This window comes from Klebsiella ornithinolytica (assembly GCF_030505655.1).
Taxonomy (GTDB): domain Bacteria; phylum Pseudomonadota; class Gammaproteobacteria; order Enterobacterales; family Enterobacteriaceae; genus Klebsiella; species Klebsiella ornithinolytica.
This window is the reverse complement of record NZ_CP130153.1, coordinates 3,586,974-3,612,518: the sequence shown is the minus strand read 5'-3', so window position 1 is coordinate 3,612,518 and position 25,545 is coordinate 3,586,974. Positions and strand designations below refer to the sequence as shown.

Below are 25,545 nucleotides of genomic sequence, written 5' to 3'. Positions count from 1 at the left end.
AGCGGACAAGCAACGGTGTCATAGGATAATTATCATTAATAAACAATCGGTTATTGAACTCTGCAACTGATGAGAGATCCGCGGTGCCACTCTGGCCTGCTTTGTGCACTGTGCAGACAACGTTGATGTGAAACAGGGGAATGATAATGTTGCAAAACAAGAACCGCGGTCAGTTTACGGCCGGGACAATGGGCAATGGCGCTGGATCCTGTCGGCGCGGTCAACGGCTGGCGACGACCCTGCGCCGGGCGATATCACGCGGACAACGCGGGGCGGCGGCAAGGAGCGACAATGATCCCGCTGACTCACTTTAACCAACTTCCTCCCGACGAGGCCGCGCGTCTGCTGGAACCGTGCGTGGCGATTGATAGCTGGGTGACGGCGCTGGTGCAGGCCCGGCCATATCCGGACCTTGCGACGCTGCACGCCGTAGCGCGGCAGACGTCGCTGGCGTGGGGCGAACCGGAACTGGATCTGGCGCTGAGCGCGCATCCGCGCATTGGCGAAAAACCCGCCGCCCGGCACGGGCATGCCGCGCTGTCGCGGCAGGAACAGGCGGCGGTCAACGATCGTGACGCGTCGCTCATCCAGGCGTTAACGGAGGGGAACGCCCGCTACGAAGCGCGCTTTGGCCGGGTATTCCTGATTCGCGCCACGGGCCGCAGCGGGGAGGAGATACTGCAGGCGCTGGGGCAACGACTGACCCACAACGCGGCGCAAGAGGTTGCGTCCGCGCTGGCACAGCTCCGTGAAATTACCTTATTACGACTAACGGGAGTCATTGGCGAATGAATACGTTAAGTACCCATATTCTGGATATTTCCACCGGTAAGCCTGCACAGGGAGTGGCGGTCAATCTGCTGCGGGGAGGGCAATCTATCGCCAGCGGCATCACGGATGAAAAGGGGCGTATCGCGTCGCTGGCGCCGGGCAAGCTAACCGCCGGTCGCTACCGGCTGGTGGCGGAGACGGGCGACTGGTTCACACGCGGCGGCCTCGAGACGCTGTATCTGTGCGCGCAGATTGATTTTGCGATTGCCGAGGAGGCGGATGAGCATTTCCATCTGCCGTTCTTGATTGCCCCGGGGGGCTGGTCAACCTATCGCGGAAGCTGAGCGCACCGACGCCCGGCGGCTGGCCGGGCTTGCTTATTCCGCCTCTCTCTGCCAGACGCACTCGCCGTTGACCCAGGTCTGGTGAATATTGCGTTCGTCGCCCAGCGTCATCAGGACAAACAGCTGTTCGTAAATATCCTGACAGCGGGAGAGGCGCAGCCGCTGCAGCGGCGTCACCCCTGGCGTGATGGCGACAAAGTCGGCCTCTTTTCCCGGCTGGAAGTTGCCAATCCTCTCATCGAGACACAGCGCGCGGGCTCCTCCCAGCGTAGCATGGTAAAACGCTTCGCTGGCGCGCAGACGATAGCTTTGCAGCTGTGCCACTTTATAGGCTTCACCCAGAGTGCGTAGCATACTGAAGGTCGTCCCCGCGCCGACGTCGCTGCCGATGCCAATACGCACCTTCTGCTGCCAGCTGGTGGGCAAGCGGAACAGACCGCTGCCGAGAAACAGGTTTGAGGTCGGGCAGAAGGCGAGCGCCGAGCCGGTTTCGTGCAGGCATCGCCACTCCGAATCGGCGAGATGAATTCCGTGGGCAAATACGCTGCGTTCGCCGGTTAAGCGGTAGTGGTGATACACATCAAGATAGTGCTCATGCTCCGGCCACAGGCTTTTCACCCACGCAATCTCATTGAGGTTTTCGCTCAAATGGGTATGCAGCCAGGTATCCGGGAACTCTTCCCGCAGGCGTTGAACCGCCGTCAGCAGCTCTGGCGTCGACGTAGGGGCAAAACGCGGCGTGATGGCGTAGCCGAGGCGGCCCTGATGGTGCCAGCGCTGAATGAGCTCCCGGGTCTGCCGGTAGCTCTGCTCCGCCGTTTCACTCAGATAGTCCGGAGTGTGGCGGTCCATCATCACTTTACCGGCGAGCAGGCGCATATTCAGCCGCAGGGCTTCGGTAAACAGCGCATCGACCGATTCGGGATGCAGGGTACAAAACACCAGCGCGGTGGTGGTGCCGTGGCTCAGCAGCTGGTTGATAAAGAACTGCGCGATCTCTGCGGCATACTCTTCATCACAAAACTGACTCTCCACCGGAAAGGTGTAGGTGGTCAGCCACTCCAGCAGCTGCTCGCCGAAGGCGCCAATCATCTCAGTTTGCGGATAATGCACGTGCGCATCGACAAAACCGGGGAGCAACAGCTGCCCGCGCAGATCGAGATAGCCTGTTTGCGGATGCAGGTACCGTTCGCCCTCCTGCCACGGCAGCAGCGCCTGAATTTTTCCCTGCTGGATAAACAGCACGCCATCATCAAGGTAGCGCGCATGGCGAGCGATATCGTCGGCGCTGTCGGCGATGCGGGCGATATCGAAAAAAGCGCCGCGAACGGCGGTGTGGTATTCAATCATCAGGACAACCTTCTTTGTTCCAGACAGGGGCAGGGGTATTGAGCAAAATTAATGCCAGTTTGCCGGACGGGAGATACCGCGGCGCAGCGCCGCGGCAAAAGGGAGCGGGCTACTCTTTCTGGGCAAGCGGGCGGGAGGTCAAGCGCGATGCGGCGGGGGCGCGATCGTCGCGGGCGATCCAGCGATAGGCCGCGCCGCTCAGGAAGACGCCGATAAACCAGCTAAAGTTCGCCACTTCATGCAGGGCCGGAATAAAGCTAATCACCAGACCGATCGCCACCGATGGGATCAACGCCGCAATGGCTTTCGGGTTAAAGCCGTTGCGATACCAGTACTGACCCTGCGGCGTGGCATCAAACAAGTCGTCGACGGACACCTGGCCACGCTTAATCAGGTAGAAGTCGACAATCAGAATACCAAACAGCGGGCCGATAAAGGCGCCCAGAACATCCAGCGTATAGTGAATCAGCTCCGGTGAGTTAAACAGGTTCCACGGCGTGAGCACAATGGAGCCGACCGCGGCGATCATGCCGCCGGTACGGAAGCTGATTTTCTGCGGTGAGCAGTTGGAGAAGTCAAACGCCGGTGAGACAAAGTTGGCGACAATATTGATACCGATGGTGGCCGTAATCATCGTCAGCAGACCAATGGCGACCGCCAGGTCGTTCCCCACGCGGCTGACGGTTTCAATCGGGTCGGTGATCATCCGGCCGAACAGCGACTGGGTGCCGGAGACAATCACCACGGTAACGATCGAAAACAGCAGGAAGTTAAACGGCAAACCCCAGCGATTACCGCGGCGGATTTCCCCCATGCTTTTGCCGTAGCGCGAGAAGTCGCCGAAGTTCAGCAGCGGGCCGGAGAAGTAGGAGACCACCAGCGCAGTGGCGGTGATCATCTGCCAGGTCTGCTCGCCGGCGGTCAGCGATTTGCTGGCCAGAGTAAAGGAAATACCGTCAAAGCCGGTTTTGTATACAATCCAGCCCGCCAGCGCCAGCATCACCACGTAGACCGCCGGCCCGGCAATATCAATAAAGCGCTTAATAGCGCTCATCCCGTGCCAGAAGACCATAGCCTGCAGCAGCCACATGGTGGCGAAACAGAGCCATCCGAGGTGCGACAGGCCAAGAAAGGAGGCTGCGGTTAATGTCGCCAGCGAAGGCCAGAACTTGAGCAGCACCAGCATCAGCGCGTTGGCCGCCAGATAGGTCTGAATGCCGTACCAGGCGAAGGCGATAAGACCGCGGATCACCGCCGGGATATTGGCGCCAAAGACGCCAAATGCCTGACGACAGATGACCGCATAGGGTACCCCCGCCATCTGGCTCGGCTTCGCCACCAGGTTGGCGCACAGCTGGACGATACAAATTCCCACCAGCAGGCAGAGAAGGACCTGCCAGCTGGCCAGCCCGAGCGTGAAGAAGCTCGCCGCGACCACGTAGCCTCCCATGCTATGGACGTCGGACATCCAGAAAGAAAAGATGTTGTACCAGCTCCAGTTCTGGTCGCGCGTCGGCGCCAGATCCTCATTACACAGCCGTGGGCTGTAGCCGACGGTGGAGTCAGCGGCCTTAACCTGATGGGTATGTTGTCTGTTTGGCATGAAACCTGCTCCTCTGAATGAAAACCCTTTTACGTTACTGGTTGAGGCTGTTGCAGGATTCAGGCCAGAATCGTTAATCTTGTATACAAGAAATTTATTTTATGTATACGATTGGCTATCGAAAAGTAAAATCCGGAGTGGGTGAATGCGTAATGAAAACCGTCAGCAGGCCGCGGCAGCGCCGCATGACAAGGATGAATCCATCTATCAGGCCCTGATGACCGCCATCGTCGAACATCAGCTCCTGCCGGGCAGCAGGTTGCCGGAGGAGGCGCTGGCCGAAGTGTTCGGCGTGAGTCGGACCGGGATCCGCAAGGTGCTGCAACGACTCAATGCTGTGCAAATGGTGACATTAGCGCCCAAACGTGGTGCACAGGTCGCCAGCCCGACGGTGGAAGAGGCGCGGGAGATCTTCCGCACCCGCGCGCTGCTGGAGGTGGCGAACCTGCCCGATGTCATCGCCCGCTGCCAGCCACCGCACCTGGCGGCGCTGGAGGCGATTATTCGCCAGGAGCAGCAGGCGCATGAAACCGGTGATGGCCCGGCGGCGATTCGCTTTTCCGCCGAATTTCATATTCAGCTGCAGGCCATTTCCGGCAATCAGGTCCTCACCGAAATGGTGACCCGCCTGAGTCAGCGCTCTTCATTAGTGATTGCGGCATGGGGGGCGCCGTGGCGTCAGGGCTGTCGCTGCGACGATCACCAGCAGCTTGTCCAGCTGCTGCGGCAAAAAGCGCTGCCGCCCCTCAGCGCGGCGTTAACGCACCATTTTGAACATATTGTTGCCAGCCTCTGCTTTGAGCGGGCTGGTGAATGCCTGCCTGATTTTGCCCGGCTCTTTGCCGGCGACAAGGAGTCCTGATGGCCGCTATTTGTATACAAGTGATTAATCCCAACACCAACGCCGGGATGACCGACACCATCGCGACCGCCGCCCGCATGGCGGCGGCGCCGGGGACCGAGATTATGGCGGTCTCTTCACGGGAAGGGGTGCCGTCCATTGAAGGCCATTTTGATGAAGCCATCGCCGCCGTCGGCGTGCTGGAGCAGATTCAGGCCGGCCGCCAGCAGGGCGTTTCGGGCCACGTCATCGCCTGTTTCGGCGATCCGGGATTGCTGGCGGCCCGCGAACTGGCGCAGGGGCCGGTGATCGGCATTGCCGAAGCGGCGATGCATATGGCCACGCTGGTAGCCACGCGCTTTTCCATTGTGACCACGCTGCCGCGTACGCTGATCATCGCCCGCCATCTGCTGCACCAGTATGGCTTTTACGACCACTGTTCCGGGCTACACGCCATCGATCTGCCGGTGCTGGCGCTGGAAGACGGCAGCGGCGTGGCGCAGGAGAAGGTGCGCGCGCGCTGTATCCAGGCATTAAAAGAGGATGGCTGTGGCGCCATCGTGCTGGGCTGCGGCGGAATGGCGACCCTGGCCCAGGAGCTGACCCGCGAACTGCAGGCGCCGGTCATTGATGGCGTCAGCGCAGCGGTAAAAATGGTGGAGTCGCTGGTGGCGCTGGGGCTGTCGACCAGCAAACGCGGGGACCTGGCGTTCCCGGAAGCCAAAACCCTGAGCGGTAAATTTCAGGCATTCAATACATTTTCAATTTAAGGGGTGGGAGATGACGTCAGCAGCACAGAATTACCCTCGCGACCTGCGAGGATACGCCGGTCAACCGCCGCACGCGCAGTGGCCGAACCAGGCGCGCATTGCCGTGCAGTTTGTCCTCAATTATGAAGAGGGGGCGGAAAACCATGTTCTGCATGGCGACGCCGGTTCCGAGCAGTTTCTCTCCGATATTATCGGCGCCGCCAGCTACCCGGACCGGCACATGTCGATGGACTCGCTGTATGAGTACGGCAGCCGCGCCGGGTTCTGGCGCATTCATCAGGAGTTCAGCCGGCGCGGGCTGCCGCTGACGGTGTTCGGCGTGGCGATGGCCCTCGCGCGTCACCCCGATATCGTTGCGGCGATTAAAGCCGCCGACTACGACGTGGTTAGCCACGGCTGGCGTTGGATCCACTATCAGCATATGGATAGCGACATGGAGCGCGAGCATCTGCACAAGGCAGTGCACGTCTTAACCGACCTGTTCGGCAAGCCGCCAACCGGCTGGTACACCGGGCGGGACAGTCCCAATACGCGGCGGCTGGTGGTGGAACACGGCGGTTTCGAGTATGACAGCGACTACTATGGCGATGATTTACCTTTCTGGACCGAGGTGCCGTGCGGCGACGGTTCGCGCAAGCCGCATCTGATCGTCCCCTATACCCTCGACGCCAACGACATGCGCTTTGCCACCGCGCAGGGGTTCAATACCGCTGAGCAGTTTTATACCTACCTGAAAGATAGTTTTGATGTGCTGTATGAAGAAGGGGAAGATGCGCCGAAGATGATGTCTATCGGTATGCACTGTCGCCTGCTTGGCCGGCCGGGGCGCTTCCGCGCCCTGCAGCGTTTCCTCGATTATGTCCAGCAGCACGAGCGGGTGTGGGTCTGTACGCGCCAGCAGATCGCCACGCACTGGCGCGAAGTCCATCCGTACCGGGAATAGCTGTCGTTCCCGGCTAGCCCGGCTCAGCGCCGGGCTAGCTCATCAGGCTGACCTGCGCGGCAACAATCCGCCAGCCAAAAGGAAAGCGGACCCAGGTTTGCTGCTGGCGGCCGATGCGATCGCTGCCGGCGCGGGTAAACTCGGTGCTGCACACCGCGTAATCCTCGCCGAAGGTGACGATCTCGGTGTGGCGTAATTCGCGCTGTAATCCCGCCGCCGGACGGGCGGCGCGAAAGGCGCGAATTTCATCGATACCGTAGAGGTTCTCGCCGGCGCCCAGGCGCACCGTCCGTTTATCGTGCCAGAAGAGCTCATCCAGCACCGCAATGTTGTTGCTGACCAGCGCCTCTTCGTAGCGGTAAAAGGCGGCCGTTACCTCGGCCAGAACGCGCGGCCGGTTAATATTATCCTGATTGATCATCGTGCTCTCTCCGCAGGGCGGGCCTCGCTGATGCCCGCGTGTTCCAGCGCGCGCGCGGCGCGCAGACAGGCCAGTTCATTAAACGGCGCGGCAATCAGCTGCACGCCAATGGGGCGGTTGGACGCGGTGCGCAACGGGACCGTCACCACCGGCAGGCCAAGGAACGAGATGGGCTGAGTGAGCATGCCCATACTGGCGCGAACGGGCAGCATCTCGCCGTTGATCGTCATCGTCGGTTGGCCGATAAGGGTGGCGCTGCACGGCGTCGCCGGGGCGATGAGTACATCGACGTGGTGAAACAGCGATTTTATCGCCTCCCGGGCATGGCGCCGAAAACGCTGCGCCTGAAGATACCAGGCCGAAGGAATCATCGCCCCGGCCAGCAGACGCTCCCGCGAGTTCGGTTCAAAGCGAGCCGGTTCACGCCGCAGCGCCGGCAGATAGTGATTCCCCCCTTCGGAGGCGCTGATGATAAACGCCGCCGAACGGGCAAGCTCCGCCTCGGGGAAAACATGCTCTTCGCGGGCCTCAAGGGCCTGCGCCACGCGTGCCACGGCGGCACGGGCGTCGCTATCGCACCAGTCGCTGAAATAGCCGCCCAGCACTCCGCAGCGCAGATCCTCCGCCCCGCGTTCCAGCCGCTGGCGAGTGGGGGCAACGGCTTCGTCCGCCTGGGCATCATCATCGGGGTCGTGCCCCTGTAAGGCATCGTACACCGCCGCCAGATCGTCGACGCAGCGGGCAAACGGGCCAATGTGATCGAGGCTGGCGACGAACGGATGGCTGCCCGCACGCGACAGGCGGCCAAACGTCGGTTTCAGACCAAAAATGCCGCACAGGGAGGCCGGGACGCGGATTGAGCCGTTGGTATCGCTTCCCAGAGAGAAGTGAACCAGCCCGGCGGCAACCGCCGCTGCCGAACCGCCGGAAGAGCCGCCGGCAATACGCTGCAGATCGTGCGGATTATGGGTGGCGCCATAGTGGCTGTTTTCGGTGGTGAACCCGTAGGCGTAGGCATCCATATTGACCATTCCGCTAAGCAGGCCGCCAGCCGCGCAGATCTGCCGTACCGCCCAGCCGTCATTGACGGCAGGCGGGCGGTCGCTGAACAGCTGTGCGCCGGCGAGGGTGGTTTCCCCGGCAACGTCGAACAGATTTTTTACCGCGTAGGGGACCCCCGCCAGCGCCGGTAACGGCTGACGGGTTCGACGCAGCGCATCAATCTGGTCGGCTTCGGCGAGCATCCGGCGTTCGGTGATCTGCGTCCAGGCATTAATCTGCGGGTTAACCTGCGCCATGTCGTCCAGGGTGCGGCGGGCAATTTCTCTGGCGCTCAGCTCACCCTCGGCCAGCGCGCGCTGAATATCAGCAATCGTCATCTCAGTCAGCGTCATGCTTTGTACACTCCGGCAATCTCCAGGCGTTCATCGAGGGGAAAGGCCATCAGCGGCTCAGCCATGGCGGCAATGCGGGCGAACTGTAGCTGAAGCTCGCCGCGGCGGGTGTCGTCCAGTTCCAGCGCCAGCAGGTGTTCCATTTGCGCCAGATAAGCGCGCCAGTCGTTTACGCTATGCGTCATGTTGGTCTCCTAATAACCGGCGGCGGAGCCGTTGCTGCGTGGATCGGAGGCCCCTTCAAACAGGCCGTTGGGATGGCGGACGATGGCGCCGGCGTGGCCCATGGCTTCGCTATAATCGGCCAGCACCTCCACGTCATGACCCAGCGCCCGTAGACGGGCGATGCTATCCGGCGGGAAGCGACCTTCCAGCTTCAGTGAATCTGAGGTTTGCCCCCAGGTCCGGCCCAGCAGCCAGCGCGGGCGCGAAATACTCTCCTGCAGCGGGATGCCCTGCAGAATGTAGCGGGTGAAAATGGCCGCCTGAGTTTGCGGTTGGCCATCCCCACCCATTGACCCATATACCATGACCCGGCCATCGTTAAGGCGCGCGGCGGCGGGGTTGAGGGTATGAAACGGCTGTTTGCCTGGCGCCAGCGCCAGCAGATGCGCGGGGTCGAGACTGAACGAGGCGCCGCGGTTTTGCCAGACGATCCCGCTATCCGGCAGGACGACACCGCTGCCAAATTCATGATAAAGACTTTGAATAAAGGATACCGCCAGCCCGCTGCTGTCTATCACCCCCATCCAGACGGTGTCGCCGGGGCCTTTTCCCGCTCCCCAGGGGGCGGCCTGCCGATCGTCGATGTTTTCGGCCAGCTGCTGGAGCGCCTGCGGGTCGAGCAGGCTTTGAATATCCACGTCGAGATGACGGGGGTCGGTAATGTGGGCATCGCGCAGGCCAAAAGCCTGCTTGGTGGCCTCGACGATACGGTGCACGGTCTGCGCGTCATCGGCATCGTGCATCGCCAGCCGGTCGGTAATCCCGAGGATCGCCAGCGAGACCAGTCCCTGCGTGGGCGGCGCCAGATTCCACAATTCGCCGTGCTGGTGCTGAAGCTTCAGCGGCGCAGGGCGACGGGCGCGATGCTGCTGGAGGTCTGCAAGGGTGACGGGCAGGCCGCAGGCCGCCATCCCCGCCGCCAGACGGCGGGCCAGCGGGCCGCGATAAAAACTGTCGAGGCCATCGTCGACCAGCTGCTTAAGCGTTGATGCCAGCGCGGGCTGGCGAAACCGACTGCCGGCGACCGGCGGTTGGCCGTTGACCAGAAAGGTCTCGGCGAACCCCGGCAGGTCGCGGAGTTCGCCGAGTTTTCCGGCGCTGGCGCTGGACTGGGACGCCGTCACCGGCGTGCCGTCAGCGGCATAGCGAATCGCATCCTCCAGCAGGCGCGCCAGCGGCAGCGCTTTTCCGGTCAGCGTCTGCGAGATCTTGAGCGCTTCATCCCAGCCGCTGACGGTCCCGGCGACGGTCAGCGCCGCTTGCGGCCCGCGGTGCGGAATTTGCGCCAGCCCGGCGTAGGCTTCCGGGGTGGCCAGCGACCCCGCCGCGCCGCTGGCGTCAATGGCTATCGGTTCGCCCTCCGGCGGGACGATAAGCCAGAAGCCATCGCCGCCCAGGCCGTTCATATGTGGGTAAACCACCGCAATGGTGGCCGCCGCGGCGACCATGGCTTCTATCGCGCTGCCGCCTTCGCGCAGCACGGCAACCGCGCTTTGGCTGGCCAGATGGTGCGGGGCGACCGCCATCCCGTGGGCGGATACATTACTCTGCATGGGTTGTCCTCATGATCCAAACGTGATGCCAACGCTGCAAAAGCTGTTCCACTTTGAGCGTAAAGTTTCATTCGTCAGGGGACGGACCTTTTTCTTAAACTGGCATGCATTATGAAAGGGCTCACATCATGTATAGTTTGATGAAACAAAAGTTACAGAGGCCGTATGGAACAACTGGATGAACGCTTGAAAGGGCAATATGCCTCATTGTCGCCTCAGGAACAGCGGGTGGCGGATTTTATTTTCGATCACTTCGACGACCTGATTAGCTATAACAGCGCCGAGCTGGCGCAGCTGAGCGGGGTGTCAAAAGCCACGGTGAGCCGTCTGTTTAAGCGGCTGGGCTACGAAAAATATAAGGATATGCGCGATGAGCTGCGCACGTTACGCCAGAGCGGAATGCCGCTGACCGATCATCGCGATGCGGTGCAGGGGAACACGCTGCTGGCGCGGCACTATAAACAGGAAATGGCGAATCTGACGCAGTGGGTCAATGCGCTCGACGCGCAGCAGTTTGCCGATGCGATTAGCGGGATGGTCGATGCCCGGCGCATTGCGATCATCGGAATGCGCAACTCCTGGCCGGTGGCGCTGCACCTGCGCCAGCAGCTGCTGCAGGCGCGCGGGCAGGTACAGGTGCTGCCGCAGCCGGGACAGAGTTTAAGCGAAGAGCTGGTGGATCTGACGGCGGACGATCTGGTGGTGGTTATGGCTTTTCGCCGCCGTCCGCGCATTATTCGCCCGCTGTTGCAGCAGCTCCAGCTGCGCGGTATTCCGGTACTGCTGATTTGCGAACCGCAGGCATACAGCCTGTTTCCGCTGTCCCGCTGGCAGCTGTGCGCCCCCCTGGATAGCGTCTCGGCCTATGACAGCTACAGCTCGGTAAACAGCTTGATCAACCTGCTGGCGAATGCGTTTTTACATGAAATTCTCGATAAAGGCCGTCCGCGTATCCACGATATAGCCACCCTCTATCAGCAGCTGGACGAGCTTGAGCAACGATAATGGGGCCTCAGGCTGGTGCTTTGCTCTTTTTTGGTGCAATAAAATAGTGGGGAAATGAGCTCCGTTTTCCCACTTCTTTCCGCTATATCCTGTTTATTCTCTCTTTTCTTGCGCTTTCTGGCGTGGCCCTCTCATTTTTTGTATCTGGCACATTAGTTGCAGAAGTTTATTTAAAGAATCTTTTGTTTCATACTAACGTAACGGGTAAACATCATGAAAAAACTGCTGATCGCACTGGCCGGGGCCGCTTGTCTGTTCACGCAAATCACAGCGGCAAAAGCCGACCAGCTGCAGGATATTGAAAAGCGCGGCGTGATTCGCATTGCGGTACCGCAGGATTTCCCGCCGTTCGGTTCGGTGGGAACCGATCTCCAGCCGCAGGGCTATGACATCGATATGGCGCGTTACCTTGCCAGTCAGATGAAGCTCAAGCTGCAGCTGGTGCCGGTCACCAGCGCCAACCGGGTACCTTATCTGCAAACCGATAAAGTTGACCTAGTGATCTCCAGCCTCGGTAAGAATGCCGAGCGCGAGAAGGTGATTGATTTCAGCCGCGCCTATGCGCCGTTCTTCCTCGGCGTGTTTGGCCCGAAAGGGGCGGAGATCAAAGAGGCGGCGGCGCTGAGCGGGAAAACCATCGGCGTGACCCGCGGTGCGGTGGAAGATATGGTGCTGACCGGTATCGCGCCAAAAGAGGCGCAGATTAAACGCTACGAAGACAACAACACCACGCTGTCGGCTTATCTCTCCGGGCAGGTACAGTACGTGGCGACCGGGAACCTGGTGGTAGCGGCGATCGCCCGCCAGAATCCGGCGAAAGCGCCGGTACCGAGTTTTATGCTGAAAGATTCGCCGTGCGTGATTGGTCTGAAAAAGAATGAACCGGCGCTGAAAGCCAAAGTGGATGCGCTGATTGAGCAAGGCATCAAAGACGGTACCCTCAACGCGTTATCGCAGCAGTGGCTGAAAGCGCCGTTGCCCGCCGACTTTTCCGCATAAGGTCAGTGAATGACGGAACAACTTCATTTTTCTGCGCTCTGGCCGCACTGGCCGGAGCTGCTGGCCGGGCTGTGGGTGACTATTCAACTGACGGTCATGGCCACGATCGGCGGCCTGGCTATCGGCATTTTGGGGGCCGCCATTCGCAGCGGGCGGCCATCGTGGTTGAGTCGGATTTGGGGCGGCTATGTGGAGCTGATTCGCAACACGCCGTTCGTGGTCCAGCTGTTTTTTATCGTCTTTGGGCTGCCTAACCTCGGGCTCAAGATGACGGCGGGTGAAGCCGCGCTGCTGGCGATGGTGGTCAACCTTGGCGCCTACAGTACCGAGATTGTCCGCGCCGGGATCCAGGTGACGCCAAAAGGGCAGTGGGAGGCCGGGCGCGTGCTGGGGCTGAGCCGCACGCAGACCTTTATCCGGGTGGTATTACCGCCGGCGCTACAGCGGATTTATCCGGCGCTGGTCAGTCAGTGCATTATCGTGATGTTGGGATCGTCGGTGGTTTCTCAGGTCTCTTATGAAGAGCTGACCTTTGCCGCCAACCTGATCCAGTCGCGGACGTTTCTGAGCTTCGAGGTCTATCTGGTGACGACGGGGATCTACTTAGTGTTATCGATAACGCTGCGTCAGCTGCTGATGGCGGCAGGGCGAAAATGGCTGGGGGTGCAGGCATGATGGTCACCTTTACCGACTGGGACATTATTCGCAATCTGCTGCTGGCCGGCCGCTGGACGGTGCTGCTGTCGCTGGTGGCCTTTATCGGCGGCGCGCTGGTGACGTTGCCGCTGCTGCTGCTGCGCCTGACCGGCGGACGCCAGGTCAGACGTCTGATTCGCGGCTATATCGAACTGTTTCAGGGGACGCCGCTGCTGATGCAGCTGTTTCTGGCCTTCTTCGGCGTGGCGCTGTTCGGCATCGATGTTTCGCCGTGGACCGCTGCGTCGATGGCGCTGACCTTCTACACCAGCGCCTTTTTACTTGATATCTGGTTTGGCAGCATCCGCGCGTTGCCGAAAGGGCAGTGGGAAGCTTCGCGCTGTCTGGGCCTCAGTTTCGCCCAGACGCTGTTTCGCGTCATTGCGCCGCAGGCGCTGCGTATCGCCATTGCGCCCACCGTGGGGTTTGCGGTGCAGGTGGTGAAAGGCACCGCGCTGGCATCGATTATCGGCTTCGTCGAGCTGACCAAGGCCGGCACGATGCTGACCAACGTCACCTATCAGCCGTTTAAAGTCTTTGCGCTGGTGGCGCTGGGCTACTTCATTCTGTGCTACCCGCTGTCCCGCTACAGCCGCTATCTGGAGAATAAATTCAATGCCTCTCATCACCATTAATCAGATGCAGAAGTACTACGGCGACAACCACGTGCTGAAAGGTGTCGATCTGGACATCGAGATGGGCGAGGTGATTTCCATTATTGGCCGTAGCGGCTCGGGGAAAAGCACGCTGCTGCGCTGCATCAACGGGCTGGAAGGTTATCAGGATGGCAGCATCAAACTGGGCGGCATGACCATCACCGACCGCGATTCGCAGGCCCGCGAGATCAGCCGTTCCGTCGGGATGGTGTTCCAGAACTTTAACCTGTTTCCGCACATGACCGCGCTGGAAAACGTCATGCTGGCGCCGCGACGGGTGCTGAAAAAAAGCGCCGCCGAATGTCGTGAGCTGGCGCAGCGAATGCTGGAGAAGGTCGGTCTTGGCGATCGGCTGGACTATTATCCTTCCAGTCTCTCCGGCGGCCAGCAGCAGCGGGTGGCGATTGCCCGCGCGCTGGCGATGTCGCCAAAGGTGTTACTGTGTGACGAGATTACCTCGGCGCTGGATCCTGAACTGGTGGGTGAAGTGCTCAAGGTTCTTGAGCAGCTGGCTGCTGAGGGAATGACGCTGATTCTCGTCACCCATGAAATGAATTTTGCCCGTGAAGTGGGCGATCGGGTGGTGTTTATGCATCAGGGACGGGTCTGGGAACAGGGTGACAGTAAAACGCTGTTTGCCAACCCGCAGACCAATGAACTGAAGCAGTTTATCTCCTCCGTTCGCGGCCTGAATTAATCAAAGGACTCTAAAATGGATATCGCTCAATTTTCGCAACTCAACCCGCCGCCGCGCCTGCTGATGGGACCGGGGCCGATTAACGCCGACCCGCGCGTGCTGCGCGCCATGTCGAGTCAGCTGATTGGTCAGTACGATCCGGCGATGACCCACTATATGAATGAGGTCATGGCGCTGTATCGCGGGGTGTTCCGTACCGAAAACCGTTGGACGATGCTGGTGGACGGCACCTCGCGCGCGGGAATCGAAGCGATTCTGGTATCGGCTATTCGCCCTGGCGATAAGGTGCTGGTGCCGGTATTTGGCCGCTTCGGCCATCTGCTGTGCGAAATCGCCCGCCGCTGTCGTGCCGAGGTTCACACCATCGAGGTACCGTGGGGCGAAGTCTTCACTCCCGATCGGATTGAAGACGCCATCAAACGCGTGCGTCCGCGCCTGCTGCTGACCGTGCAGGGCGACACCTCGACCACCATGCTCCAGCCGCTGGCGGAGCTGGGCGATATCTGTCGCCGTCACGAGGTGCTGTTTTACACCGACGCGACCGCCTCGCTGGCCGGCAACGCCCTGGAGACCGATGCCTGGGGGCTGGATGCGGTGTCGGCAGGCATGCAGAAATGCCTCGGCGGCCCGTCCGGAACCTCGCCGATTACCCTCAGCGCGCGCATGGAGGAGGTGATTCGCCGCCGCAAATGCGTGGAGGAGGGCATTCGTACCGACGCCCACCTTGATGGTGTGGATGAGATGGTTTACTCCAACTACTTCGACCTCGGCATGGTGATGGACTACTGGGGGCCGGAGCGCCTGAATCACCACACCGAAGCTACATCGGCGCTGTTTGGCGCCCGCGAATGCGCGCGCCTGATCCTGCAGGAGGGGCTGGAACAGGGGATCGCCCGGCATAAGCTGCATGGCGATGCGCTGCTCAAAGGCATTCAGGCGATGGGGCTGGAGACCTTTGGCGACCTGCAACATAAGATGAACAACGTGCTCGGCGTCATGATTCCGCAGGGCATCAACGGTGACCAGGTACGGAAACTGATGCTGGAAGATTTCGGCATTGAGATCGGCACCTCCTTTGGCCCGCTGCATGGCAAAGTGTGGCGCATCGGCACTATGGGCTATAACGCGCGGAAAGATTGCGTGCTGACCACGCTCAGCGCTCTGGAGTCGGTACTGAATTACCTGAAATTCTCTACCACCCAGGGCGCGGCGATGCAGGCGGCGTGGGATCACTATTGCAGCGAGAGTGCGCGATGAATCAATCAACACGCCAGCAGGCGGAGATGATGGCGGCCGCGGAGCGGGTGATGGCCCGCGCCGATGAGCTGGCCGCGATCAGCGAAACGGCAGAAGGACTGACCCGGGTGTATCTCTCGCCGCAGCATTTGCAGGCCAATCAGCAGGTGGCGCGCTGGATGACGCAGGCGGGGATGACCGTCTGGCAGGATAGCGTCGGGAACATTTGCGGGCGCTATGAAGGCGAGCAGGAGGGGGCGCCGGCAATTCTGCTGGGGTCGCATCTGGATACGGTACGCAATGCCGGGCGCTACGACGGCATGCTGGGGGTGCTCACGGCGATTGACGTGGTGGAAAACCTGCATCAGCAGGGGCGTCGCCTGGCGAAAGCGATAGAGATTGTGGGTTTCTGCGATGAAGAAGGGACCCGTTTTGGCATCACGTTGCTGGGCAGCCGCGGCCTGACGGGAACCTGGCCAGAGAGCTGGCTGACGCAGACCGATGCCCAGGGGATCAGCGTGGCGCAGGCGATGGTGCAGGTCGGGCTTGATCCTGCGCGAGTCAGTCTGGCCGCGCGTCCGACGGCGGATATCGCTGGTTATCTGGAGCTGCACATTGAGCAGGGGCCGTGCCTTGAGCAAGCGGGGCTGGCGCTCGGGGTGGTGGAGGCGATCAACGGTGCCCGCCGCCTGAACTGCCGTTTTACCGGCGAAGCGGGCCATGCCGGAACGGTTCCGATGAGTCAGCGTCGGGATGCGCTGGCCGCCGCCGCCGAATGGATGGTCCTCATTGAGACGACAACCCGGCAGCACGGGGGAAACCTGGTGGCTACGGTGGGGACGCTGCGCTGCGCCCCGGGTGCGGTTAACGTCATTCCCGGCGAGGTGGCGCTGACGCTGGATATTCGCGGCCCGCAGGATGGTCCGCTCGACGCGCTGCTCGCCACGTTGCTGGATGCCGCGCAGGCGATAGCCGCTCGTCGCCATCTGCACTTTGCCGCCGAAGCGTTCTACCACATCGCCGCGACCGCCTGCGATCGGCGGCTACAGGCGGTGTTGACGCAAGCCGTCAGTGAGGTTCAGGGGCGCTCGCTGTCCCTGCCGAGCGGCGCCGGGCACGATGCGATCGCCATCGCCGAACGTTGGCCGGTAGGTATGCTGTTTGTGCGCTGCAAAGGCGGCGTCAGCCACCACCCGGCGGAGTCCGTGACCCGGCAGGATGTGGCGTTGGCTATTGCCGCGTTTCGCCGCGCGACCTGGGCGCTGGCCGAAAACGCATAAGTCGTCCCGCGCGGTCGCACTCGCGGCTTCTTCTGCGCCGGCGCCGCGCTGGAGGCCGCTGACCGGCGGCAGATTGACCGCAGTGAAGGGCTTTTTTTACGCGAAAGTAGCACAAAGTGCTAAATGTGCGGGTGATGAACTCTATACCATCCGCGGCACTGACCTCGTCGCCATGGATTGGTAGTCAGTTGGAATAATTCCGCGGGGTCAGTCTGCTCTTCTTGTCAAGCATCGATGACGCCTTTAACCCTCAGATAATCATCATTTTTATTCGCTGAAAATTCCCCGACTGTTATGCTACCTTGTGAAAAGATATGCTGCTGACGAGAGACATGCCGATGCTGAATTCAGATAAGAGTATTAATATACAGACGCAGTCCTCCCGTTCCGGGATGAATCTTTTCCCCGCATTACTGGTGATTATCGCCGTTTCCACATTGTGTGTCGTGATATCGAAACCATTAGGTCCCTGGGAGGTTATCTTCGCCAACGCCGGGCTGTATATTGATCTGTTAGCCTTATTGTTCCTGGTGTTTATGTTATGGATTTCGGCAAAAGTCAGAATGAGCTATGTCGCGGTAAACTGGGTGCGCTACGGGCTGTTACTCTGGATAGCCGGCGGCACCTTTGATTTAATGGACGAGATATTTGTCCAGCCGAAATGGATGGGCTATTACTGCGAAGATCTGCTCCGCCTTTCCGGCATGCTGTTGACGACTATCGGCATCTACAAAATTATCGAGCGTATTAACGTGCTGTACGTGGACGCGCGTTCTCAATCGTTAAAAGACGAGCTGACTCAACTGCCTAACCGGCGCTTTTTCATTGATACTATCCGGGAAAAACAGGGCCATCAGCTGGCGCTGATGATTCTGGATATTGATTTTTTCAAGAAGATAAATGATACCTACGGCCATCTGGTGGGCGATGAGGTGCTATTCGCGTTGGGTAAACAGCTGGCAAAATTAACCAGCGATAAAATTCTGCCTGCCCGGATTGGTGGCGAAGAGTTTGCCATTATTGTTGACGGAATGTCGGCCGAAGAGGTGCGCAATCTGGCGCAGTCCATTCTGGAGAATGTCCGCTCCATTCTGATTAATCATGATTATCCGCTGTCGGTCAGCATTGGCGTCGGCATGCGTGAAAAAGATGAAGCGCAGGATGCGTTTATTAAGAAGGTGGATGAAGCGCTCTACCAGGCTAAACATAACGGCCGCGGACGCGTCGAGTGGGCCGCATCCTGAGGCCGCTACCCCTGCTGCGCGCTGCGACAATGGCGGCGATATTCGGAAGGCGAACGTTCGGTATAGCGTTTAAACACCCGGCAAAAATAGTTGCTGTCGATAAAACCGCAGTTGTGGGCAATCTCTTTGACTTTTAAGTCGTAACCCCGCAGCAGCTTTTTGGCCTGCTCCAGCCGGACGCGGGTCAGGTATTCGTTAAAGCCGACGGAACCCGATTTCTGAAAAATGTGCGACAGGTAGTTTGGGGTGATATGAAAACGTTTCGCCACCGATTCGCGGGTTAACGGCTGGCTGAGATTCTCCTCCAGATAATCCTGTACCGCCATAAACAGATCGCGGCTGCGGCTGACCCGCATCTCCAGGCCGACCAGCTGTTCAAGGCAGTGGCTCAGCAGCGCCGACACCACAAGCCGGGCGGTGACCGGGTCTGGCTGCAGACAGATTTCGTTCAGCGCCAGCAGCAGATAAGAGCCCACGCGCGGCCCCAGGCGGGCGACGCTTTGTTTCTCCGTTCGCAGCCGTTTACCGTCCCAGTGCTGGATGCAAAACCCCAGCTTTTGTCTGCCAAATAAAATACTTAAGGTCGATGCCTGACCGGTCCACTGCGGGCAGGTCCACTTTCCCGCCTGGACATAAAGCACCTGCGATGTTGACAGCACCATATCGGACAAGGGTAAACCGTTCTCCTGCAGCTCGCCCTCCAGCACAATCTCCAGACGCGGAAACGCGACCTGATAGGCCAGTTCCGGGACAGAAATATCCGGTTCCGGGAACCTGACCAGCAGCCTGTCCTTCTGATTGACCAGACGATTTAAAATATCCGGCAGATCTTCAATCATCCCTTCACCCCGAGAGCGAACTATTATCCTGTTGAATATAATCTATTTAATATCCGCAGATCTCTTTTAGTTCGCCCGATTGAGCGCGCAGAGCCAGCCTGCGGCCACCTGAGTCTCAGAGTTTGACGATCATCACACTTTGCCTCCCCGCGTACGGATGTCCAGTTTTTCGTAGCAATCGCCTCATGTATTTCCCCTGGCCGACGATTAGAGTTTATTTCGTGTTATCGAAAGGTTAAGGAAAGGAAATATGGAACATCAATCTGCTGTCTATCTGGATGCCCTCGGCGCCAACATCGCCTTATCCGACAAAATGAAACAGGAGCTGGATACGCTTGGCTACACCGTGGTGCATCATCTGGCCGACCCGGCGTGGCTGGCGGCGATGCGCGAGCTCATCGATACGCTTGTCGAGAGCGAAGGGGATAACCTGGCCATGGAACACCATCAGGAGGCGACCGCGACGCGCATTGCCAACCTGGTGAATAAAGGGGTGATTTGGGAGAAGGTGTGGTCCCATCCGCTGGTGCTGTCGGCCTGCCGCTATATTTTTCAGGGCGACTTTAAAGTGTCCAGCCTGAATGCGCGCGAGGCGCTGGTTAACGGCGGCCATCAGCCGCTACATGCCGACTGGAAAAAACCGCGTCCCGATTTTCCCAAAGTGCATCTGGTGAATACCATTTGGGCAATCGATGATTTGAGTGCTGAGAATGGCGCCCCGCGAATTATTCCCGGTACGCATCTGCGCCCGGAGCTGCCCGAGGAGGTCCTGAGCGACCCTGAACTGCCGCACCCGGATGAGGTGGTGTTTGCCGCCCCGGCGGGGAGCGTAATGATTTATAACGCACATACCTGGCACGGCGGAACCTGTAATACCACCGGCAGCAGAAGACGGGTGCTGCACGGTTTATACATTGACCGCCAGGACAGCGCGCAGCAGGACCAGCGGCGCTGGTTAAAGCCGGAAACCGCCAGTCGCCTGACGCCGGCGCAAAAATGGCTGCTGGATGTGGAGTAAGCCCGGGCGTCCATTTTTTGCCAGATGGCGGCGGGATAAATTATTTGCCTGGGCTACGGCCCGGCATCCCTTGTCGGTTCGGTATCAGGTAGCCCCGGTAAGCGCAGCGCCACCGGGGAGAGGTTCCCGGGCGGCGGGATAAATTATTTGCCCGGGCTACGGCCCGGCATCCCTTGTCGGTTCGGTATCAGCTAGCCCCGGTAAGCGCAGCGTCACCGGGGAGGTTCCCGGGCGGCGGGATAGATTATTTGCCCGGGCTACGGCCCGGCATCCCTTGTCGTCCCGGCGGCGCGGCTCTGCTGTCCGGGCGACAAACCGGCAGACGATAGCGGTTCGTCGTTCCTGAGAAGCAGTGGAATGCGCCAGCCCGCTCTCAGGGGATCTCTAAATAGACGACCGGCTTTTTCATGATGCTTTTTACCGCTTCAGCGATCTGCTGCGGATGGAGTAAAAACGTTTTGATGCTGGTTTTAATCGTGCGCTGGCCGCAAAAGCGCCTGGCGTCGTCGATTTCAATATCCGTAACCAGCAGGACGACATCGGCCCCGGCAATATCGTCGGGGGTAATTTTATTTTCAATCCCCAGCGCGCCCTGGGTTTCGATTTTGATCTGCCACTTTTCGTGGTGGCCGACTTTTTGTAACCGCTCCGCCGCCATATAGGTATGGGCCACGCCGCTCACGCAGGCCGTGACCGCAACGATCTTGAGATCCATAGCATCCTCCGGGCATTAGCCACCGACAGTTACGCGAAAACCAGCTTGTTCAGCCATGAGAGTGAATCGGTTAATCTCTGCTGCCGATGGCGCTCCGACCTTTGCCATCGCCCATCTCTTGCCCAACAGCGAGTATTTCGGTTCGCCATAGTGGTGAAACGGCAGCAGGTGAATGTCAGGCAGCGCAAACGGCGCCAGGAAGGAGAGAATCTGGCTGAAGTTCTTTTCACACAGGGTAAAGCCGGGAATGAGCGGCACTCTGGGAATGACGTGAACGCCATTTTCCACCAGCCGGCTGAAATTTTCCAGCACCCGGGGGAGATTCATGGCGAGCTGTTCTCTGGCCTGCCCGGGATCCATCATTTTCAGATCAAACAGCACTTCGTCGCACGCCTGGGCAAGAGGGTAAACGCGGCTGAAGGCGGCGTCGCCCGCCGTTTCTATCGCCGTGTGGATCCCCCACTGGCGCAACGCGCGTAAGAAACGGGTGGCAAACCCGGCCTGCATCAACACCTCTCCACCCGATAGCGTGACGCCGCCGCCCGAGGCACGAAAAAAGATCTCATCTTTCAGAACCTCTTTGAGCAAAGCTTCCTGAGTGACATCGCGGCCAATCTGCTCCCATGCGCCGGAAGGGCACTCTTCGACGTCCTGCTGGCAGCGAGCGCAGTGGAGACACCGGCTTTCCCGGCGCACGGTTTCAATTTGGGGGGAGAGGGATTCCGGGTTGGCACACCACGGGCAGGTATGCGGGCAACCTTTAAAAAAGACGACGGTTCTGATCCCCTGGCCATCGTTCAGCGAGTAGCGCTGGAGATTGAAAATGCGCGCCCGGTCGGCGCGCGTCTCGATAACGTCACAGTTGATGCGTGGTGCGGTGGATAATGTCATCCTGGATCTCCTTCGATAACTCCACAAAGAAGGCGCTGTAGCCCGCGACGCGTACCACCAGGCCAGCGAAATCCTGAGGGCGCTGCTGCGCTTCGCGCAGCGTCTGTGCGTTGACCACGTTAAACTGGATATGCTGTAGCTTCAGGCTGGTGAAAGCCTGTAAGAAATCAGCCAGCTTGTTGAGCCCGCTCTCTCCGCTCAGGGTCGCCGGGGTGAACTTCACGTTCAGCAGCGTGCCGTTGGAGAGCAGGTAGTTATCCAGCTTGCTGACCGATTTCAGGACCGCCGTTGGCCCCTGAGAATCCTGGCCGACCATCGGCGACAGACCGCCATCGGCTAACTGCTCGCCGGCCAGGCGGCCATCCGGCGTTGCGCCGACCACCGAGCCGAGCGGAACGTGCGCCGAGACGGTATAGGAACCGGGGGTGAAGTGCCCGCCGCGCGGGTTGCGGTACTGCTCAACCTCTTTACAGTAAAAGCGCAGCAGGTCGGCGCTGATATTGTCTACCTCGTCGATATCGTTGCCATATTTTTCAAAGCGGTGAACCAGTCGGGCGCGGATTTTCTCGCCTTCCGGCGTCTGGAAATTGGCCTTGAGGACCTGAATCAGCTCGTCGTAGCTCATGCGCTGCTGCTCGAAGACCATCCCCTTGAGCGCATGCAGGGAGTCGCTGAGATTGGCGATACCAATTCCCTGAACGCCGGAGAAGTTGTAGCGCGCGCCGCCTTCGGTGATGTCCTTTCCGTGCAACACGCAATCCTGAATAAACGAAGAGAGCAGGGGAACCGGCGCCTGATCCCGGTGGCCGAGGTCGCAAATGTTGCTGCCTTCGACCATCAGCCTGATGTAGTAGCGGATTTTCTCGCGGATCTGCTGAATCAGCCCGTCCCAGCTGATATCGGGGTTACCTTCGTTCTCCAGCATCACGATCTCCATGACCTTCAGCAGGTTGAACATCGCAATATCGTGCAGCCCATAGGTGCGGCCGGGGATAGAGAGTTCGACGCAGCCGACGACGGCATAATCCCGCGCATCCTCCAGCGAGACGCCGCGGTTGAGAAAGGCCGGAACCACCACTTCGTCGTTGAAAATTTGTGGGATCCCGGTACCTAAGCGGATGGTTTCCGCCGTTTTGTGCAGGAACGGGCGGTCGATCAGTTCGTTGACGCGCACGCCGAGATTGGGCTGCGGCAGACGGACGTTCTGGTAGGCATCCAGCGCGAGAAAGGAGAGCACGTTTACCGCGCTGCGTCCGGTCTCACTCAGGCCGCCGAGCAAGGCGGTATAGCCCGTCGGAAAGCCGGCAAAGTAGCGGGCGCTGCTGGATGAGCGCAGCAGGACAATATCGTTGCACTTGACCCACAGCGATTCCAGCAGCGTTTTCAGCAACGCGGGATCCTCGCCACGGGTTAACGACGCCTGATAAAACGGCAGCATATACTGGTCAAAACGGCCAAGCGAAATCGAACTGGCGTTGGACTCGTACTGCAGAATGATGTTCATGTACCAGAACAGCTGGCAGGCCTGCCAGAAATCTTCCGGGCGATGCGCGGCGTTATGGCGCGAATGAGCGGCAATCGTCTCCAGCTCCTGGCGTCGCTGCGGATCGTCGCAGCGGCGGGCCATGTCAGCGGCGAGGGTGGCGTAACGCAAAATGTGGCGCTGCGAGGCCGCCAGTAAAATCAGCACCGCCTGATAAAAATCGTTCTCCGGATGCTGTCGGGCCAGACTTTTCATTTCCGTCGCCAGCGCCGCCAGTCCTTTATTCAGCAGGCGGGGATAATCGATAATGATGTGCCCCTGGCCCTTGTCGGTCTGGTTGATGCTGAAAATCTGCGTGCCTACCGCCGCTTTCACCTCGTCGGTCATCTGGGCGTTAATAACATCTTTCATCGAGCGTTTTTCCCAGTACGGGAACAGCGCTTCACGGTAGATGCGCTTGTCTTCATCGCTGATGGCGAAGCGATCCTGCGGGCGAACCGGGAACCGATCCAGCTCGTTAAGCAACCAGTAGGGGTCCATCTCGGGCGAGACGATGCCGGCGCGCGGTTTGATTGTCCGGTTGCCGGCGATCAGTTCATCATCACGAATCGAAATCTGTACATGGTCAAGGATCCAGGCGGTGGCCTTCGCCCGACGAATCATCGTCGGCTCCCCCTCGGTGCGTTTGTGGCTTTCGGTATAGAGCAGGGCGCGTTCGAGCGAGATTTCCCGCGGGTGAGCGAACAGGCCCGCTATTAAGCGTTGGGTACGATTGGTCATGACAAACTCCATGTGAACGCCCTCTCCACGCGCGGATTGAGGCAATTCGCGACGCGCGTTGCGCACGGACTGCCGGTCACTATGACGCTCGTGGAGCGGGGCGCTGAGTCTTGCGCAGCGTCGCTGCGCGCGACGGTATTCAGGCTTTCTGCGAAAGATGGCTGTCGATTTTGTTCATAATGGCGTCAGCCCGCTTCACGGCATCGCTGATATTGACGCGAACGATGGTTTTACCGGCAAACCGCTCTTCACTCTTGATGCCGATATCTTTGGTCAGAATCACGATATCGGCGCTGGCGACATCGTCTGCCGACAGCTCATTTTCAATACCGATGGAGCCCTGGGTCTCCACCTTGACCTGCCAGCCTTTGGCTGTGGCGGCGCTCTCCAGCGACTCCGCTGCCATGTAGGTGTGTGCGACGCCGGACGGGCAGGCGGTAACGGCGATAATCCTGGTCATAAACTATTCCTTCTGCGGTTTCAGTTAATTTCGAAATCAAGATCCAGTTCGTCATCGGCTTTGGCTTCTGACGCTTTCTTCCTGGTGAGGGCTTTAAGCACGATGACGCAGGCGGCGCTGACCAATGCCCCGACCAGCAGGCCGATGATGAACCCGCCTTTACCCTGAACCACCGGCAGGACAATCAGTCCGCCCCAGCCGGCGTAGCACTGAACGCCGAGCAGGGCGGTCGTCGCGCAGCCGCTGGCGGCGCCAATCATGATCGACGGGATGACGCGCAGCGGGTCGGCGGCCGCGAAGGGGATGGCGCCTTCCGACACGCCAACGCAGCCCATGACCAGCGCGGCTTTGCCCGCTTCTCGCTCCTCTGGCGTGAAGTATTTGCGACCCACCAGCGTCGCCAGACCCATGCCCAGCGGCGGAATGGCGATCCCGACGGCGGCGATAGCCACCACGCTATAAACCCCCTGGGAGACGCAAATCAGCATGAAGGCGTAGGCCACTTTATTGACCGGCCCCCCCATGTCGAAGGCCAGCATCAGCCCCATGATGATGGCGAGAAGCACGATGCTGCCCTCGCGCATGCCCTGTAGCCAGGTTGTCAGACCGGCGGTGAGCGCGCCGATAGGTTCACCCAGCCCCCACATCATGATCCCGGCCGTAATAAAAGTGCCGATAATGGGGATAACAAAAATGGGCATCACGGAGCGCAGCACTTTGTGGACAGGGATTTTCTTCAGGTAGTAAACCACCAGGCCGCCGATCATCCCGGCGATCAGTGCGCCGAAAAAACCGGCGCCAAAACTGTTGCCGACCCACGCGCCAATGGCGCACGGGGCCAGCGCCGCGCGGTCAGAAATGGAGTAGCCGATATAGGCCGCCAGAAAAGGCACCATCAGGGTCAGTCCGGCGACGCCAATATCAAACAGTTTTTTCAGGTTGGGATCCGTCGCGCCATCGGGCACGGCGCCTTTGCCGTATAGCATGACCGAGACGGCGAGGAGGATCCCGCCGGAGACCACAAAGGGGATCATATGTGAGACGCCGGTCATGAGATGCTGGCGTGTATTTTTTAGTATTTGCACCAGTTCGTTCATTGCTTGCTCCTGAGCGCGCTAACGCTCGTGACAGTATTGTTGCTTCAACAGTAGGAAAATGGCGGGGGAGAAAACAGTAGAGAAAAAGTGCATTTACTGGATATTTGTAAGGTGCGCGTGAAATTGCGATCCACCTCAAATCTTAGGTGTTATGGGGGAATGTTGCGAGCAAACGAGAGAATTGTGAGCCGGAACAGAAAAAAGATCTCTGTGTACAATTTTCCAGTAATTCAC

General features: G+C 59.7%; 26 protein-coding genes. 14 read left to right on the top strand and 12 right to left on the bottom strand.

Translation table 11 applies throughout. The features are described from left to right. The first annotated feature begins 291 nt into the window (after positions 1–291). The gene (gene uraD / locus Q1L34_RS17320; protein WP_004860307.1) at positions 292–792 is read left to right on the top strand and encodes a 2-oxo-4-hydroxy-4-carboxy-5-ureidoimidazoline decarboxylase; all 501 of its coding nucleotides are present in this window, start codon (positions 292–294) and stop codon (positions 790–792) included. Continuing rightward, on the top strand, positions 789–1,115 hold the full coding sequence (gene uraH / locus Q1L34_RS17315) for a hydroxyisourate hydrolase (RefSeq protein WP_004860309.1): 327 nt from the start codon (positions 789–791) through the stop codon (positions 1,113–1,115). Before uraD ends, uraH begins: the two co-directional genes overlap by 4 nt. Positions 1,116–1,148: 33 nt before the next feature. On the opposite strand, the gene guaD is transcribed toward uraH, so the two are convergent. Next, positions 1,149–2,465, bottom strand: a complete 1,317-nt coding sequence (guaD, locus tag Q1L34_RS17310) for a guanine deaminase (protein WP_327204212.1) — start codon at positions 2,463–2,465, stop codon at positions 1,149–1,151. 109 nt (positions 2,466–2,574) lie between these two features. After that, entirely contained in the window at positions 2,575–4,068 is a 1,494-nt protein-coding gene (locus Q1L34_RS17305; protein ID WP_015584691.1) for an NCS1 family nucleobase:cation symporter-1, read from the bottom strand. A 145-nt stretch (positions 4,069–4,213) separates the two neighbouring features. Here Q1L34_RS17305 and Q1L34_RS17300 point away from each other — a divergent pair, with 145 nt between their 5' ends. The 3 genes from Q1L34_RS17300 to puuE are packed head-to-tail and all read left to right on the top strand — an operon-like array spanning position 4,214 to position 6,622. Further along, positions 4,214–4,930: a GntR family transcriptional regulator gene (locus Q1L34_RS17300; protein ID WP_015584690.1), complete on the top strand. Its 717-nt coding sequence runs from the start codon at positions 4,214–4,216 to the stop codon at positions 4,928–4,930. Continuing rightward, positions 4,930–5,679: an allantoin racemase gene (hpxA, locus tag Q1L34_RS17295; RefSeq protein ID WP_004860317.1), complete on the top strand. Its 750-nt coding sequence runs from the start codon at positions 4,930–4,932 to the stop codon at positions 5,677–5,679. Before Q1L34_RS17300 ends, hpxA begins: the two co-directional genes overlap by 1 nt. A 10-nt stretch (positions 5,680–5,689) precedes the next feature. Continuing rightward, the gene (puuE, locus tag Q1L34_RS17290; protein WP_004860320.1) at positions 5,690–6,622 is read left to right on the top strand and encodes an allantoinase PuuE; all 933 of its coding nucleotides are present in this window, start codon (positions 5,690–5,692) and stop codon (positions 6,620–6,622) included. A gap of 34 nt (positions 6,623–6,656) precedes the next feature. On the opposite strand, the gene hpxZ is transcribed toward puuE, so the two are convergent. From hpxZ to hpxW, 4 genes are read right to left on the bottom strand one after another with little or no spacing between them, the layout of a single operon-like run. After that, positions 6,657–7,043 (bottom strand): oxalurate catabolism protein HpxZ, encoded by a 387-nt coding sequence (gene hpxZ, locus Q1L34_RS17285; protein ID WP_071359281.1) that lies wholly within the window; start codon positions 7,041–7,043, stop codon positions 6,657–6,659. Next, positions 7,040–8,437: an AtzE family amidohydrolase gene (locus tag Q1L34_RS17280; RefSeq protein ID WP_032717658.1), complete on the bottom strand. Its 1,398-nt coding sequence runs from the start codon at positions 8,435–8,437 to the stop codon at positions 7,040–7,042. Before Q1L34_RS17280 ends, hpxZ begins: the two co-directional genes overlap by 4 nt. Next, complete coding sequence (hpxX, locus tag Q1L34_RS17275) at positions 8,434–8,622, bottom strand: oxalurate catabolism protein HpxX (RefSeq protein ID WP_004860327.1); 189 nt, start codon at positions 8,620–8,622, stop codon at positions 8,434–8,436. Before hpxX ends, Q1L34_RS17280 begins: the two co-directional genes overlap by 4 nt. A gap of 9 nt (positions 8,623–8,631) precedes the next feature. Next, positions 8,632–10,215, bottom strand: a complete 1,584-nt coding sequence (hpxW, locus tag Q1L34_RS17270; protein ID WP_032717659.1) for an oxamate amidohydrolase — start codon at positions 10,213–10,215, stop codon at positions 8,632–8,634. Positions 10,216–10,380: 165 nt separating this feature from the next. Here hpxW and hpxU point away from each other — a divergent pair, with 165 nt between their 5' ends. The 8 genes from hpxU (at position 10,381) to Q1L34_RS17230 (ending at position 18,028) form a co-directional block, all read left to right on the top strand. Continuing rightward, a complete protein-coding gene (hpxU, locus tag Q1L34_RS17265; RefSeq protein WP_004860331.1) occupies positions 10,381–11,220 on the top strand; it encodes a MurR/RpiR family transcriptional regulator HpxU in 840 nt (279 codons plus the stop codon). Between the two features lie 213 nt (positions 11,221–11,433). Beyond that, positions 11,434–12,219 (top strand): transporter substrate-binding domain-containing protein, encoded by a 786-nt coding sequence (locus tag Q1L34_RS17260; protein ID WP_004860334.1) that lies wholly within the window; start codon positions 11,434–11,436, stop codon positions 12,217–12,219. A gap of 9 nt (positions 12,220–12,228) precedes the next feature. Then, positions 12,229–12,894 (top strand): amino acid ABC transporter permease, encoded by a 666-nt coding sequence (locus Q1L34_RS17255; protein WP_004860336.1) that lies wholly within the window; start codon positions 12,229–12,231, stop codon positions 12,892–12,894. Next, on the top strand, positions 12,894–13,550 hold the full coding sequence (locus Q1L34_RS17250; protein ID WP_015584686.1) for an amino acid ABC transporter permease: 657 nt from the start codon (positions 12,894–12,896) through the stop codon (positions 13,548–13,550). Before Q1L34_RS17255 ends, Q1L34_RS17250 begins: the two co-directional genes overlap by 1 nt. Further along, on the top strand, positions 13,531–14,268 hold the full coding sequence (locus Q1L34_RS17245) for an amino acid ABC transporter ATP-binding protein (RefSeq protein ID WP_004860340.1): 738 nt from the start codon (positions 13,531–13,533) through the stop codon (positions 14,266–14,268). The genes Q1L34_RS17250 and Q1L34_RS17245 overlap by 20 nt, the downstream gene beginning before the upstream one ends. A 15-nt stretch (positions 14,269–14,283) precedes the next feature. Continuing rightward, complete coding sequence (locus tag Q1L34_RS17240; protein ID WP_015584685.1) at positions 14,284–15,525, top strand: pyridoxal-phosphate-dependent aminotransferase family protein; 1,242 nt, start codon at positions 14,284–14,286, stop codon at positions 15,523–15,525. After that, positions 15,522–16,784, top strand: coding sequence for an allantoate amidohydrolase (gene hpxK / locus Q1L34_RS17235; RefSeq protein ID WP_065906278.1), 1,263 nt, complete (start codon positions 15,522–15,524; stop codon positions 16,782–16,784). Before Q1L34_RS17240 ends, hpxK begins: the two co-directional genes overlap by 4 nt. Before the next feature lie 338 nt (positions 16,785–17,122). Further along, positions 17,123–18,028, top strand: a complete 906-nt coding sequence (locus Q1L34_RS17230; RefSeq protein WP_004860347.1) for a GGDEF domain-containing protein — start codon at positions 17,123–17,125, stop codon at positions 18,026–18,028. A 5-nt stretch (positions 18,029–18,033) separates the two neighbouring features. On the opposite strand, the gene Q1L34_RS17225 is transcribed toward Q1L34_RS17230, so the two are convergent. After that, complete coding sequence (locus Q1L34_RS17225; protein ID WP_163980458.1) at positions 18,034–18,867, bottom strand: AraC family transcriptional regulator; 834 nt, start codon at positions 18,865–18,867, stop codon at positions 18,034–18,036. A gap of 250 nt (positions 18,868–19,117) precedes the next feature. Between Q1L34_RS17225 and Q1L34_RS17220 the strand changes: the two genes are divergently transcribed. Then, a complete protein-coding gene (locus tag Q1L34_RS17220) occupies positions 19,118–19,885 on the top strand; it encodes a phytanoyl-CoA dioxygenase family protein (RefSeq protein ID WP_015584682.1) in 768 nt (255 codons plus the stop codon). Positions 19,886–20,258: 373 nt separating this feature from the next. Here the strand turns inward: Q1L34_RS17220 and Q1L34_RS17215 are convergent, their stop codons facing one another. The 5 genes from Q1L34_RS17215 to Q1L34_RS17195 all read right to left on the bottom strand — a co-directional run bounded on the left by Q1L34_RS17215 (position 20,259) and on the right by Q1L34_RS17195 (position 25,311). Continuing rightward, positions 20,259–20,600 (bottom strand): PTS fructose-like transporter subunit IIB, encoded by a 342-nt coding sequence (locus Q1L34_RS17215; RefSeq protein WP_015584681.1) that lies wholly within the window; start codon positions 20,598–20,600, stop codon positions 20,259–20,261. 15 nt (positions 20,601–20,615) lie between these two features. After that, positions 20,616–21,491: a [formate-C-acetyltransferase]-activating enzyme gene (locus Q1L34_RS17210; RefSeq protein ID WP_137056502.1), complete on the bottom strand. Its 876-nt coding sequence runs from the start codon at positions 21,489–21,491 to the stop codon at positions 20,616–20,618. Continuing rightward, entirely contained in the window at positions 21,457–23,754 is a 2,298-nt protein-coding gene (locus Q1L34_RS17205; protein ID WP_032724221.1) for a formate C-acetyltransferase, read from the bottom strand. Before Q1L34_RS17205 ends, Q1L34_RS17210 begins: the two co-directional genes overlap by 35 nt. 139 nt (positions 23,755–23,893) lie before the next feature. Further along, positions 23,894–24,214 carry a PTS fructose-like transporter subunit IIB gene (locus tag Q1L34_RS17200; RefSeq protein WP_004860362.1) on the bottom strand — a complete coding sequence of 107 codons (321 nt, stop codon included), beginning with the start codon at positions 24,212–24,214 and terminating at the stop codon, positions 23,894–23,896. Between the two features lie 20 nt (positions 24,215–24,234). Beyond that, entirely contained in the window at positions 24,235–25,311 is a 1,077-nt protein-coding gene (locus Q1L34_RS17195) for a PTS fructose transporter subunit EIIC (protein WP_004860366.1), read from the bottom strand. Between the last annotated feature and the right edge of the window lie 234 nt (positions 25,312–25,545).

What these genes read in the sequence shown, in the direction of transcription:
- Q1L34_RS17215 (WP_015584681.1), bottom strand. Translation starts at nt 20,600, where the DNA reads ATGGATCTCAAGATCGTTGCGGTCACGGCCTGCGTGAGCGGCGTGGCC.
- hpxU (WP_004860331.1), top strand. Translation starts at nt 10,381, where the DNA reads ATGGAACAACTGGATGAACGCTTGAAAGGGCAATATGCCTCATTGTCG.
- guaD (WP_327204212.1), bottom strand. Translation starts at nt 2,465, where the DNA reads ATGATTGAATACCACACCGCCGTTCGCGGCGCTTTTTTCGATATCGCC.
- hpxZ (WP_071359281.1), bottom strand. Translation starts at nt 7,043, where the DNA reads ATGATCAATCAGGATAATATTAACCGGCCGCGCGTTCTGGCCGAGGTA.
- Q1L34_RS17240 (WP_015584685.1), top strand. Translation starts at nt 14,284, where the DNA reads ATGGATATCGCTCAATTTTCGCAACTCAACCCGCCGCCGCGCCTGCTG.
- hpxA (WP_004860317.1), top strand. Translation starts at nt 4,930, where the DNA reads ATGGCCGCTATTTGTATACAAGTGATTAATCCCAACACCAACGCCGGG.
- Q1L34_RS17305 (WP_015584691.1), bottom strand. Translation starts at nt 4,068, where the DNA reads ATGCCAAACAGACAACATACCCATCAGGTTAAGGCCGCTGACTCCACC.
- uraD (WP_004860307.1), top strand. Translation starts at nt 292, where the DNA reads ATGATCCCGCTGACTCACTTTAACCAACTTCCTCCCGACGAGGCCGCG.
- Q1L34_RS17210 (WP_137056502.1), bottom strand. Translation starts at nt 21,491, where the DNA reads ATGACATTATCCACCGCACCACGCATCAACTGTGACGTTATCGAGACG.
- Q1L34_RS17230 (WP_004860347.1), top strand. Translation starts at nt 17,123, where the DNA reads ATGCTGAATTCAGATAAGAGTATTAATATACAGACGCAGTCCTCCCGT.
- Q1L34_RS17280 (WP_032717658.1), bottom strand. Translation starts at nt 8,437, where the DNA reads ATGACGCTGACTGAGATGACGATTGCTGATATTCAGCGCGCGCTGGCC.
- Q1L34_RS17250 (WP_015584686.1), top strand. Translation starts at nt 12,894, where the DNA reads ATGGTCACCTTTACCGACTGGGACATTATTCGCAATCTGCTGCTGGCC.
- hpxX (WP_004860327.1), bottom strand. Translation starts at nt 8,622, where the DNA reads ATGACGCATAGCGTAAACGACTGGCGCGCTTATCTGGCGCAAATGGAA.
- Q1L34_RS17195 (WP_004860366.1), bottom strand. Translation starts at nt 25,311, where the DNA reads ATGAACGAACTGGTGCAAATACTAAAAAATACACGCCAGCATCTCATG.
- Q1L34_RS17205 (WP_032724221.1), bottom strand. Translation starts at nt 23,754, where the DNA reads ATGACCAATCGTACCCAACGCTTAATAGCGGGCCTGTTCGCTCACCCG.
- uraH (WP_004860309.1), top strand. Translation starts at nt 789, where the DNA reads ATGAATACGTTAAGTACCCATATTCTGGATATTTCCACCGGTAAGCCT.
- Q1L34_RS17300 (WP_015584690.1), top strand. Translation starts at nt 4,214, where the DNA reads ATGCGTAATGAAAACCGTCAGCAGGCCGCGGCAGCGCCGCATGACAAG.
- Q1L34_RS17260 (WP_004860334.1), top strand. Translation starts at nt 11,434, where the DNA reads ATGAAAAAACTGCTGATCGCACTGGCCGGGGCCGCTTGTCTGTTCACG.
- Q1L34_RS17200 (WP_004860362.1), bottom strand. Translation starts at nt 24,214, where the DNA reads ATGACCAGGATTATCGCCGTTACCGCCTGCCCGTCCGGCGTCGCACAC.
- Q1L34_RS17220 (WP_015584682.1), top strand. Translation starts at nt 19,118, where the DNA reads ATGGAACATCAATCTGCTGTCTATCTGGATGCCCTCGGCGCCAACATC.
- Q1L34_RS17255 (WP_004860336.1), top strand. Translation starts at nt 12,229, where the DNA reads ATGACGGAACAACTTCATTTTTCTGCGCTCTGGCCGCACTGGCCGGAG.
- puuE (WP_004860320.1), top strand. Translation starts at nt 5,690, where the DNA reads ATGACGTCAGCAGCACAGAATTACCCTCGCGACCTGCGAGGATACGCC.
- Q1L34_RS17225 (WP_163980458.1), bottom strand. Translation starts at nt 18,867, where the DNA reads ATGATTGAAGATCTGCCGGATATTTTAAATCGTCTGGTCAATCAGAAG.
- hpxK (WP_065906278.1), top strand. Translation starts at nt 15,522, where the DNA reads ATGAATCAATCAACACGCCAGCAGGCGGAGATGATGGCGGCCGCGGAG.
- Q1L34_RS17245 (WP_004860340.1), top strand. Translation starts at nt 13,531, where the DNA reads ATGCCTCTCATCACCATTAATCAGATGCAGAAGTACTACGGCGACAAC.
- hpxW (WP_032717659.1), bottom strand. Translation starts at nt 10,215, where the DNA reads ATGCAGAGTAATGTATCCGCCCACGGGATGGCGGTCGCCCCGCACCAT.